This is a genomic window from Niallia sp. FSL W8-0951, assembly GCF_038006525.1.
Taxonomy (GTDB): Bacteria; Bacillota; Bacilli; order Bacillales; family Cytobacillaceae; genus Niallia; species Niallia circulans.
On sequence record NZ_JBBOVK010000001.1, the window covers coordinates 73,943 to 85,945 of the forward strand.

9 protein-coding genes are annotated in these 12,003 nt (G+C 36.6%); 8 read left to right on the plus strand and 1 reads right to left on the minus strand.

Translation table 11 applies throughout. The annotated features are described in order from the left end of the window. Positions 1 to 2 precede the first annotated feature (2 nt). The 8 genes from argJ to clpB all read left to right on the plus strand — a co-directional run bounded on the left by argJ (position 3) and on the right by clpB (position 11,629). Entirely contained in the window at positions 3 to 1,229 is a 1,227-nt protein-coding gene (gene argJ / locus NSS71_RS00365) for a bifunctional ornithine acetyltransferase/N-acetylglutamate synthase (RefSeq protein WP_445668940.1), read from the plus strand. A gap of 11 nt (positions 1,230 to 1,240) precedes the next feature. Beyond that, entirely contained in the window at positions 1,241 to 2,014 is a 774-nt protein-coding gene (gene argB, locus NSS71_RS00370; RefSeq protein ID WP_047942484.1) for an acetylglutamate kinase, read from the plus strand. Continuing rightward, the gene (locus NSS71_RS00375) at positions 2,011 to 3,168 is read left to right on the plus strand and encodes an acetylornithine transaminase (RefSeq protein WP_095321650.1); all 1,158 of its coding nucleotides are present in this window, start codon (positions 2,011 to 2,013) and stop codon (positions 3,166 to 3,168) included. The genes argB and NSS71_RS00375 overlap by 4 nt, the downstream gene beginning before the upstream one ends. 78 nt (positions 3,169 to 3,246) lie before the next feature. Beyond that, complete coding sequence (locus NSS71_RS00380; protein ID WP_144581030.1) at positions 3,247 to 4,329, plus strand: carbamoyl phosphate synthase small subunit; 1,083 nt, start codon at positions 3,247 to 3,249, stop codon at positions 4,327 to 4,329. After that, positions 4,322 to 7,444 (plus strand): carbamoyl phosphate synthase large subunit, encoded by a 3,123-nt coding sequence (locus tag NSS71_RS00385; RefSeq protein WP_341151174.1) that lies wholly within the window; start codon positions 4,322 to 4,324, stop codon positions 7,442 to 7,444. Before NSS71_RS00380 ends, NSS71_RS00385 begins: the two co-directional genes overlap by 8 nt. Continuing rightward, entirely contained in the window at positions 7,441 to 8,388 is a 948-nt protein-coding gene (argF, locus tag NSS71_RS00390) for an ornithine carbamoyltransferase (protein ID WP_095258834.1), read from the plus strand. The genes NSS71_RS00385 and argF overlap by 4 nt, the downstream gene beginning before the upstream one ends. Before the next feature lie 244 nt (positions 8,389 to 8,632). After that, positions 8,633 to 8,812 carry a YjzC family protein gene (locus NSS71_RS00395; protein WP_047942478.1) on the plus strand — a complete coding sequence of 60 codons (180 nt, stop codon included), beginning with the start codon at positions 8,633 to 8,635 and terminating at the stop codon, positions 8,810 to 8,812. 216 nt (positions 8,813 to 9,028) lie between these two features. After that, positions 9,029 to 11,629 (plus strand): ATP-dependent chaperone ClpB, encoded by a 2,601-nt coding sequence (gene clpB, locus NSS71_RS00400; RefSeq protein WP_095320256.1) that lies wholly within the window; start codon positions 9,029 to 9,031, stop codon positions 11,627 to 11,629. A gap of 177 nt (positions 11,630 to 11,806) precedes the next feature. Here the strand turns inward: clpB and NSS71_RS00405 are convergent, their stop codons facing one another. After that, positions 11,807 to 11,986 carry a YjzD family protein gene (locus NSS71_RS00405; RefSeq protein WP_341132256.1) on the minus strand — a complete coding sequence of 60 codons (180 nt, stop codon included), beginning with the start codon at positions 11,984 to 11,986 and terminating at the stop codon, positions 11,807 to 11,809. Positions 11,987 to 12,003 lie beyond the last annotated feature (17 nt).

Here is a 12,003-nt window from a genome sequence, read left to right on the forward strand (position 1 = left end):
TTATGAATAATATTCAATCCCATATAGAAGAAATAAAGGATGGGAGTATAGTAACACCAATTGGCTATAAAGCTGCAGGTGTTCATGCTGGACTACGGTACAACAAGAAAGATATTGGCGCAATAATAAGTGCCGTTCCAGCAAATTGTGCCGCTGTATACACAGCAAGTCACTTTCAAGCTGCACCATTAAAAGTAACGCAGGAATCTATTGCCAAAGAAAAACGAATTCAAGCAATTGTCGTAAATAGTGCTTGTGCAAATGCCTGTACAGGAGAAAAAGGCTTAAAGGATGCCTACGAAATGAGAAAAATTATGGCAACTTATCTTCAAATAAAGGAAGAATATGTGGCAGTTTCTTCAACAGGTGTAATTGGTGAATATCTGCAAATGGATAAAATAAAAGAAGGAATTAATCAATTAATCTTTCATTCCACTCCACAAAATGCAGAAGCATTTCAAGAAGCCATTTTGACAACTGATACAGTAATGAAAAAATGCTGCTTTTCTGCAACTATTGCGGGGGTAACTGTTACGATGGGAGGAACAGCAAAGGGATCTGGTATGATTCATCCTAATATGGCAACAATGCTTGGATTTATTACGACAGATGCAGCCATCCCATCGGAAGTTCTTCAAGCTGCGTTAAGTAAGGTGATTCCTACTACCTTTAATCAAATTACAGTAGACGGAGATACTTCTACAAATGATACAGTCCTTGTACTGGCAAATGGCATGGCAAAAAACGAACCTCTTACCGAAGAACATCCTGATTATCCGGTCTTTTTGGAGCTTTTATCTACAACATGTGAGAGTCTGGCTAAACAGATTGCTAAAGATGGTGAAGGGGCAACAAAGCTAATTGAAGTAAAGGTTTCAGGAAGCAATAATGACGAAGAAGCACGCGTTATTGCTAAACAAATAGTAGGATCTAATTTAGTGAAAACTGCAATTTATGGATCAGATGCTAACTGGGGAAGAATTATCACCGCTATCGGTCAAACAAAAACAGCCGTTAATCCATCAAGAGTAGACATAGCGATTGGCGATATCCTTATGCTTAAGGAAAGTGAACCACAGTCGTTTTCAGAACAAACGGCAATCGAGTATTTAAACCAAGATTTTATTCAGATATTTGTAGATTTGCATAATGGCAAAGGCGAAGGAAAAGCCTGGGGCTGCGATTTATCTTATGATTATGTCAAGATAAATGCCAGCTACAGAACTTGAGGTGATACCTAGTGAAAACCATTGTTATAAAATGTGGCGGAAGTGTAATCGATCAACTAACTTCAGAATTTTTTACTAGTTTAAAAAGGTTAAAGAATAAAGGCTATCAACTAGTTTTCGTCCATGGAGGCGGTCCCGATATCAATGAAATGCTTGATTATTTTCAAGTGAAAGCTGCCTTTCATAATGGACTCCGTAAAACGACGAAAGAGGCGTTAGAAATAGTCGAGATGGTCCTGTCAGGCAAAACAAACCGTAAGCTTGTTCAGTTATTAAGAGAACATGACTTGAATGGGATTGGCCTTAATGGAACAGATAATAATTGCATAAAAGCTTCTCTTATTGATGAAGAAAAGCTTGGACTCGTCGGGGAGGTATCCGAAGTTAATATCAGGTTGATTTCCTCCCTTTTAGAGGAAAATTTGATTCCCGTCCTAACACCATTAGGGATTACAGAAGACGGAAGAAAATTAAATATTAATGCAGATTATGTAGCATCAGCAGTTGCGAAGTATTTACATGCCGAACAATGCCTTTTTGTAACAGATGTAGCAGGAATTTTAATAGATGGAGAACTTCAAGCAAGAATGGCACAAGAGGAAATCACTCATTACATCAACACTGGACAGATCAATGGGGGCATGATTCCGAAGGTTACCTCTGCTATCGCAGCACTGGAGAGTGGATTAAATAGTGTTATGATTATATCAGGAAAAAAACAGTTTTTTGATGGCGAAGAATTAATCGGAACAAAAATTGTTGTGAAAGAAGGGATTGTAGAATGAGTCATTTATTCCCAACCTACTCAAAGTGGGAAATAGAGCCAGAATCTGCGCAGGGGAGTTATTTGTATAGTAAGAATGGTGGCGTTTATTTAGATTTTACTTCAGGAATAGGGGTATGCAATTTAGGACATTGCCATCCAGAAGTAAAAGCTGCTGTTGAGCAACAATTAAATAAATTTTGGCATGTTTCCAATCTTTTTCCATTAGCTGTGCAGGAAAAGGCAGCAGAAATATTAACGAATGCATCTGGATTGGATCTTGTTTTCTTTGCGAATAGTGGGGCAGAGGCAAATGAGGCAGCCATTAAACTGGCAAGAAAAGCAACGGGAAAAACAAAAATTCTTACTTTTAAGCAATCCTTTCATGGAAGAACCTTTGCAACAATGTCAGCAACTGGACAGGATAAAATAAAGCAAGGCTATGGGCCGATGCTGGAGACATTTGAGTATGTTCCATTTAACGATTTAAATGCATTAAAAGAACAATTAACAGAAGACGTAGCTGCCGTGATGCTTGAAGTAGTGCAAGGAGAAGGCGGTATATATGTAGCTTCTCAAGAATTTTTACAAGGTGTTGAAGCACTTTGCAAAGAAAAGGATGTCTTGCTGCTAATTGATGAAATTCAAACAGGAATGGGCAGAACAGGAAAAGCATTTGCCTTTCAACACTTTGGTATTAAACCAGATATTATTAGTGTGGCAAAAGGAATGGCAAATGGAATTCCAACAGGAGCTATTGTGGCAGATGGAAAGCTAAAGGAATTCTTTGGTCCAGGCAGCCATGGCACCACATTTGGAGGAAATCCTTTAGCGATGGCAGCAGCTATTAAAACAATGGAAATAATCTTTGAACCAGCTTTCTTAGAAGCAGTCGAGAAAAAAAGTGAATGGGTATTCAGCCTTTTAAAAGAAAAATTAGCCGGAAATCAACATGTAAAGGACATTCGAGGTTTAGGATTGATGATTGGAATTGAATTGGATATACCCGTTGCTTCTATATTAGGAGAATTAAGAAAAGAAGGCTTAATCGTTTTAAATGCTGGGGAAAAGGTTATACGTTTATTGCCAAGTCTTAATACTTCACCGGAAGATTTTATTAAGGGAATGGAAATAATGCAAAAAAGTTTAAATATTCATGCAAAAGTAACAATCTAATATGTATTTTTTTGCATGATAATGTATAATTATAAGAAATAAAGAGTAACTATACATTCATTATAGAGGTGTTAACAAATGGAAGGTTATCTTCACTTAAGCAATGGTGTGAAATATAAAGGCGATTTCGTTACAAATAGCGATGCCAAAGAGATAAAGGGAGAAATCGTATTTTTCACTGGAATGACAGGATATCAGGAAGTACTAACAGATCCTTCCTATAAAGACCAAATTATTGTTTTTACGTACCCGTTAATTGGAAACTATGGCATAAACAAAGAAGATTTTGAAAGTAAAAAGCCGCATGTAGCAGGTGTTATTGTATATGAATCGAATAGTGACGCATTTCATTATCAAGCTGAATATTCCTTACAGCAATATTTAAATAAATGGAATATCCCAATGCTAGCACATGTTGATACCCGTTCTATTGTAAAAAATATAAGAAAATCTGGTTCTATGCCAGCCATTATAACAGAAGAGAAAGAAGTTTCTGTACCAACATTTTCTTTAAAGGAGGATGTTAAAGTAGCAAAGGTTTCGGAAATGAACTTTCAAACGTATGGGCAGGGTGAATATCATATTGTCCTTGTTGATTTTGGAAAAAAGGAAAGTATGTTAACAGCATTATTAGAGCGTGAGTGTAAAGTAACGGTCGTTCCCTATAATACACCATTTACTAGTATTAAATCACTGCAGCCTGACGGCATTCTCTTATCAAATGGACCTGGGAATCCAAAGGAGTTAATCAGTATTTTACCAACGATTAAAGCAGTGATTAAGCATTACCCAACTCTTGGTATTTGTTTAGGACATCAGCTTGCAGCATTAGCTTTAGGGGCAGAAACTACCAAACTATCATTTGGACATAGAGGAGCCAATCATCCTGTAATGGATCGGAAGAAAAAGAAAGTGATTATGTCCTCTCAAAATCATAGCTATGTAGTAAAAGAAGAAAGTCTATCTGCTACAGGTTGTGAAGCAAGATTTTATAATCTTCACGATGGATCAGTAGAAGGGCTGTCTCACAGTATTTATCCACTGCAGACGGTACAGTTTCATCCAGAGGCAAATCCAGGTCCTTCAGAAGGATGTTATATATTTGATGAATTTATAGAAAATGTTAAAGCAAATAATGGGAGAGTTTTTGCATATGCCTAAAGACACGACGATAAAAACCATACTTGTAATAGGCTCAGGACCAATTGTAATTGGTCAGGCAGCTGAATTTGATTATGCTGGCACACAAGCATGCATGGCTTTGAAAGAAGAAGGATATAAAGTCATCCTTGTAAATAATAATCCGGCAACGATAATGACAGATGAAACTTTTGCTGATTCGATTTATTTTGAACCATTGACAGTAGATGTTTTAGAAAAGATTATTCAAAAAGAAAAGCCTGATGGAATTCTTGCTACTTTAGGAGGGCAAACGGGATTAAATCTGGCATTTCAATTGAGTGAACAAGGCATCTTAGAAAAGTATCAAGTAAAATTGCTGGGAAGCTCTATTGAATCAATCAAAAAGGGAGAAGATAGAGAAGCATTTAGAGAATTAATGTATCAATTAAATGAACCAGTACCAGAAAGTAAAATTGTGCATAAAGTCGAAGAAGCGATAGACTTTGCAAATGAAATTGGCTTTCCTATCATTGTTCGCCCTGCCTATACCTTAGGTGGAACAGGCGGTGGTATCGCTTTGGATATGGAAGAATTCATTAGTCTAGTATCTGGCGGTTTGAAGGAAAGTGCCATTGGTCAATGCTTAGTGGAAAGAAGTATTGCTGGCTTTAAGGAAGTAGAATATGAGGTAATGCGTGATAGTATGAATACATGTATTACCATTTGCAATATGGAAAACATCGATCCAGTCGGAATTCACACGGGCGATAGTATTGTTATTGCTCCGTCCCAAACATTAACAGATGTAGAATATCAAATGCTTCGTTCTGCTTCTATTAAAATCATTTCTGCCCTAGGAATTATAGGTGGATGCAATATCCAATTTGCACTAGATCCGAACAGTAAGAAATATTATTTAATTGAAGTAAATCCAAGGGTGAGTAGATCATCCGCCCTTGCATCAAAAGCTACTGGGTATCCGATTGCTAGAATGGCTGCAAAATTGGCAGTTGGTTATTGTCTCAATGAGCTAATAAATCCAGTAACAGGAGATACATTTGCAAGCTTTGAACCGGCATTAGATTATGTCGTAGTAAAAATACCAAAGTGGCCATTTGATAAATTTCCTACTGTATCAAGAAAACTCGGCACGCAAATGAAGGCGACAGGAGAAGTAATGGGAATAGACCGCAATATGGAGCGGGCCTTGCTAAAAGCAATCCATTCTCTTGAGATAAAGGGAAATGATTTAACCCTTCCAGAATTAAAGCATATGCCAGTGGAAGTGTTATACGAGAAAATGCTGGAACAAACGGATGAAAGATTTTTTATTATTTTAGAACTAATTAGGAAAGAGGAGCCACTTGCTAAAATACATGATTTAACAAAAATCGATTTATTCTTCCTTCATCGATTTAAAAGATTGATTGAGATGGAGAAAGAAATATTCCATACTTCCCTCCAAACAGTAACAAAAGAGAGTTTACTGAAATGGAAAGAAAAGGGGTTTAGTGATGCTTTCTTAGCAAATGCGTGGAATTGCTTTGAAAAAGAGGTAAGAGAAAAACGCAAACAATTACAAGTGATGCCTATTTATAAAATGGTTGATACTTGTGCAGCAGAATTTGAAGCAAAAACTAATTACTACTATTCCAGCTATTATGGTGAAAATGAGCAAAATAAAAGTACTAAACGAAAAGTACTTGTTATCGGCAGTGGTCCCATCAGAATTGGTCAAGGGATAGAGTTCGACTATTGCTCGGTTCATGGCGTATTTGCCTTAAAAGATGAAGGTCTGGAAACAATCATTATTAATAATAATCCAGAGACCGTGAGTACAGATTTTGCCACGGCAGATCGTCTATATTTTGAACCATTAAGCGTGGAAGATATTATGAATGTTATCGAATCAGAAGGGATAGAAGATGTCATTGTCCAATTAGGGGGTCAAACTGCTCTTAATGTAGCAAAAGAACTGGAATCCTATGGTGTCCATATTCTTGGAACAAACAGTGACACAATCGATGTTTTAGAAGATAGAGATTTATTTTATAAGCTATTGGAAGAAGAAGATATTCCTCATATCCAAGGAGATATCGCAGAAAATGAGCAGCAGATTATTGCTTCAGTCCAGAAGATAGGCTATCCAGTTCTTATCCGTCCATCTTATGTGATTGGCGGTAAGGGAATGGAACGGATAAATAATGAAGCAGAATTACAATCCTATTTACAAACAGAGGTACCTTACCCTGTCCTTGTTGATCAGTTTATGGAAGCTTCAGAAGCAGAGCTGGACTTAGCAACAGATGGAGTCGATATTTGTGTTCCAACGATTATGGAACACATCGAGAAAACGGGAGTACATTCAGGAGATAGTCTATCTATATTGCCTGCTAAAAATTTATCAGTAAGCGTAAAAGAAAAAATGATCACTTACGCTAAAAAGATTGTTCAGCATACAGGCTATAAAGGACTAATGAACATCCAGTATATCATCAATAAGGAAGAGGTATATGTATTGGAAGTAAATCCTCGCGCTAGTCGAACAGTACCGATTGTAAGCAAAGTAACTGGTGTACCATTAGTACAAATTGCGACAAAAATATTGCTTGGGACATATACATTGACCGAAAAAGAAAAAACATATTCGGATGATATAGAATTTACTTGTATTAAGTATCCTGTTTATTCCAATTATGCTTTAAAAGGGCTAGATTCTAAATTGGGACCAGAAATGCGTTCTACAGGAGAAGGAATTGCACTTGCAGAAACGCTAGAAGATGCGTTGAAAAAAGTATTTCACCCTACTTTAAAGAAACTGCCAAAGCAGGAGATGAAAATTGTTTTAAAAACAACAGAAGATCTAGCAGATCTTTATGATAAAGCAGACCAAGTCCAATTATCAGTTGAAATCGCTGATAACCAGTCAGTAGAATCGTTACTAGCAGATAAGAGTACGGTTGCCTTTTATAATCCAACAAACTTACAAGAAGATCGACAATCTCGCGAATTAGCTACGAGAAATCGTATTATTACCTTCACGCAAAAAGAAAGTCTCGAAGCATTTATTTCCTCTTTTAAAGGAAAAGACATAACCGTTCATTCGATTCAGGAATGGCATACAAATATAAGAAAAGGAGTGAGTACAGTATGATGATTACATCTAATCTAGATTTAAAGGGAAAAGATTTATTAACATTGGCTGACTATTCAAAAGAAACAATCCTTGAATTATTAGATAAGGCGAAGGCAATAAAAGAATCCCACTTAAAGGGAGAAATAATTGCCCCTCTAAAAGGAAAAACATTAGGAATGATTTTTGAGAAATCATCAACGCGAACAAGAGTCTCCTTTGAAGCTGGGATGCTTCAGCTGGGAGGGCATGCTCTATATTTAAATAGTCGAGATCTGCAAATTGGCAGAGGGGAGACTATTTCAGACACCGCAAAAGTGTTATCCCAATATGTAGATGCCATTATGATTCGTACTTTTTCTCACGATATTGTCGAAGAATTAGCAGAGCATGCAACCATTCCTATTATTAATGGATTAACGGACTTATATCATCCATGTCAAGCATTAGCAGATTTACTTACTTTATTGGAAGTAAAAGGGAGTTTGGAAGGTCTAAAGCTTGCGTATATTGGTGATGGAAATAATGTGGCTCATTCTTTACTTATCGCTTGCTCGAAAGTAGGGGCAGATATTTCCATTGCGACACCACCAAATTATGAAGTCGATAAAAAAGTGGCGGAACTAGCCTATTCTTTTGCAAAAATAAGTGGCAGTAAAATTGTCCTTACTCATAATCCTATAGAAGCTGTTCGGGATGCCGATGCCATCTATTCAGATGTATGGACCAGTATGGGGCAAGAAGCGGAGAATGAGCAGCGTTTAAAAGATTTCCAAGGCTTTCAAATTAATGCAGAATTAGTGAACCATGCAAAATCGGATTATATTTTTTTACACTGTTTACCAGCCCATCGTGAAGAAGAAGTAACATCAGAAATTATCGATGGAAGTCATTCCTACGTCTTTCAGCAGGCCGGCAATAGATTACATGCCCAAAAAGCATTATTGGTGGAAATTTTAAAATAATTTGTATGAAGACTGTTAACAGATATATTGTTTGTTAACAGTCTTTTTAGGTTATTTTTTTAAAATAGATATGGACTTATAGCATGCTCGAATGAAAATGTATTTATTCCAATAAAAAGCCAGTCATTATTTTCCGTAATGTTCACTTTGAAAAAAGGTAATACTAATAAGCAGTTAAGTAACACATATTTGCTTCGTGTTTACTTAGCTTTTGAATTGGTAATGGATAAAGGAGGAGTTTATTTTGGGTCAAAATAGACAGTTTCGTCCAGGGCAAAAGGCACCAAATAATGGATTGTATATAGAAATTGGTGAAACCGGAAGTAACGTAAATAATCCTCAAATGCTAAAACTGAAAGCTGGAGACCGCTTTCCAGAAACATCGAATCATAATCGATTATGGACATATCAAAGAAAACCATAATAAGATAACCCCAATATTATACGATGATACCAATAAAAGGCTCGTATAATCGTTTAAAAAAGGGATTTCTCTAAAGAGTCTGCTTCATGATGATTATCTCCTTGAGATCATTGTTTTGAATTTACTCTTTGTCCAAGAGAGATCCCTTTACATATGGATAAATTATACTATAATAAAATCAAAGGTCAAAAAAGGTCAAAAAAGGAGTCTTGTAAAATGAATGTAGAGCAGATGACAGAAAGAGTCCAATCGGCCATAACCGAAGCACAATCCCTTGCAAAAAAAGAAAGTCATCAAGAAATAGATGATATTCATTTATTTATGGCAATTCTTCATCAACAGGATAATTTAATGACGGCCATTTTAAACAAGTTAAAAAAAGATCCAAATAGAGTGAGCGATAAATTAGCGGAAGAATTAAAGAAAAAGCCACAAGTATCATATAGTGGTTCTCAACAAGGTACGGTATATATAACTGCTGGTTTGCAGCAGCTTTTAATGAAGGCAGAAGAAGAGATGCGGGAATGGGAAGATGAATACTTATCTGTAGAGCATCTTATACTGGCATCCTATAAAGTAGAATCTTCTACAGTAGGAAGAACATTGAAAGAAGAAGACATTTCATTAGCGGAAATAAAGAAAGCAATAAAAGAGATAAGGGGGACACAGAGAGTGACAAGCAAAAATCCCGAAGCGACATATGAAGTACTTAGTAAATATGGACGAGACTTAGTAGAAGAAGTAAAGTTGGGCAAGCTTGACCCAGTGATTGGCCGTGATAATGAAATTCGTAATGTAATCCGTATACTATCAAGAAAGACCAAAAATAATCCTGTTTTAATTGGAGAACCTGGGGTAGGGAAAACGGCTATTGTAGAAGGCTTAGCACAAAGGATTGTTCGAAAAGATGTCCCAGAAGGTTTAAAAGATAAAACTATTTTTTCTTTAGATATGGGTGCATTAGTGGCAGGAGCTAAATTTAGAGGCGAATTTGAAGAACGTTTAAAAGCTGTTTTACAGGAAGTGAAAAATAGTGATGGGAGAATCATCTTATTTATTGATGAATTGCATACAATTGTTGGCGCAGGAAAAACAGATGGTGCAATGGATGCAGGAAATATGCTTAAACCGATGCTGGCAAGAGGAGAACTTCACTGTATTGGTGCGACAACATTAGATGAGCATCGTCAATATATTGAAAAAGATCCTGCACTTGAGCGCCGTTTTCAGCAGGTTATAGTCTCGGAGCCGACAGTGGAAGATACGATTGCTATTTTAAGAGGACTAAAAGAAAGATTTGAAATTCATCATGGTGTAAATATTCAAGATCGTTCTATTATTGCAGCTGCAACTTTATCGGACAGGTATATAACAGAACGCTTCTTGCCGGATAAAGCGATCGATTTAATAGACGAAGCTTGCGCGATGATTCGTACAGAAATCGATTCGATGCCAATTGAAATAGATGAACTAACAAGAAAAATTATGCAGCTTGAAATTGAGGAAGCGGCATTGCATGGAGAAGAGGATGAGCAAAGTAAAGCGAGACTTGCGGTTATTGCAAAGGAATTAGCTAATCTCAGAGAACGTTCTAATGTCTTAAAAGCAAAATGGCAGCAGGAAAAGGATGCTTTACAATCCATCCATGAGAAAAAAGAACTGCTTGAACGAAAAAAGAGAGAGCTGGAGGATGCGGAAAATAATTATGATTTGAACAAAGCAGCTGAATTAAGACATGGCAGCATTCCAAAATTAGAAAAAGAAATTAAGGAGATGGAAGAAAAGACAAAAGAAGGACAGGAGAACCGTCTCCTTCGAGAAGAAGTGACAGAAGAGGAAATTGCCAATATTGTTGCAAGGTGGACTGGTATACCTGTATCCAAGCTAGTGGAGAAAGAGCGAGAAAAGTTATTACGCTTAGAAGCAATTCTGCAGGAAAGAGTGGTTGGTCAAGCAGAGGCAGTGCAGTTAGTAAGTGATGCAGTACTAAGAGCGCGAGCAGGAATAAAAGATCCGAACAGACCAATTGGCTCCTTCTTATTTTTGGGACCTACTGGTGTTGGGAAAACGGAACTTGCCAAAACCTTAGCGGCAACGCTTTTTGATAGTGAAGAACAAATGATTCGTATCGATATGTCCGAGTATATGGAAAAGCATGCAGTGTCTCGTTTAATCGGTGCTCCTCCAGGATATATAGGTTATGAAGAAGGGGGCCAATTAACAGAAGCAATCAGAAGAAAACCATATTCTGTTGTCCTATTGGATGAAGTAGAGAAAGCTCATCCAGAAGTATTCAATATTCTGCTTCAAGTTCTAGATGATGGCAGGATTACAGATTCTAGAGGTCGAACAGTGGATTTTAAAAACACAGTCATCATCATGACATCCAATATTGGTTCCCATCTTTTACTGGACACGGGAGAAGCAGAGGAAATCCCCGAAGTAATAAGAGAAGGGGTTATGAATCAATTAAATGGGCATTTTAGACCAGAATTTTTAAACAGAATTGATGAAGTTATTTTATTCAAGCCTCTATCACTCGGAAATATTAAAGAGATAGTATCCAAGCTTGTTGTTCAATTGCAAGCTCGCCTTACAGATCAGCATATCACTATTGATATGACGGAAAAGGCGAAAGAATTTGTTGCAAGAAATGGGTTTGATCCAAAATTTGGAGCAAGACCACTTCGTAGATATTTGCAGAAAACAATTGAAACACTGCTGGCAAAAGATATAATTGCTGGTAAAGTAAAAGAAAATGATCATGTTTTAATTGATGAAGAAAAGGAACATATTATTTTAAAACATAAGTTGTAATTTTCGGCTATTGATAGGATGTAACAGCCTGAATACAATTGGACAAACTAGTAAATATTTGTATTCAGGCCATTTTTTATGGCTGCAATAAAAAAAGGTGATTAAACAAAATACACGAATAGAATTCCCCTATTAGTGCATATATTTAATCACCCAAACCTTACAGTATACAGACTTTTAATGAGAACCTTTTTCATGAGCAGGTTCATCTGGAATAATTGCTGATAAAATGAAAACTAGTATGGAAAAGACAGCTGTCAGAATTAGTCCCATTGAAAAATTAAAAGGAACCCCATTCATTGAACCAACAACATAAACTAACATTTGAGCAAGTAAAAATGTCCAAAAAATTGTCATTATGTAACGCAACCGAA

Bases quoted from the DNA above. Each gene is read 5' to 3' on its own strand.
- NSS71_RS00375 (WP_095321650.1), top strand. From the start codon at position 2,011: ATGAGTCATTTATTCCCAACCTACTCAAAGTGGGAAATAGAGCCAGAA.
- NSS71_RS00380 (WP_144581030.1), top strand. From the start codon at position 3,247: ATGGAAGGTTATCTTCACTTAAGCAATGGTGTGAAATATAAAGGCGAT.
- NSS71_RS00385 (WP_341151174.1), top strand. From the start codon at position 4,322: ATGCCTAAAGACACGACGATAAAAACCATACTTGTAATAGGCTCAGGA.
- NSS71_RS00405 (WP_341132256.1), bottom strand. From the start codon at position 11,986: ATGACAATTTTTTGGACATTTTTACTTGCTCAAATGTTAGTTTATGTT.
- argF (WP_095258834.1), top strand. From the start codon at position 7,441: ATGATGATTACATCTAATCTAGATTTAAAGGGAAAAGATTTATTAACA.
- argJ (WP_445668940.1), top strand. From the start codon at position 3: ATGAATAATATTCAATCCCATATAGAAGAAATAAAGGATGGGAGTATA.
- clpB (WP_095320256.1), top strand. From the start codon at position 9,029: ATGAATGTAGAGCAGATGACAGAAAGAGTCCAATCGGCCATAACCGAA.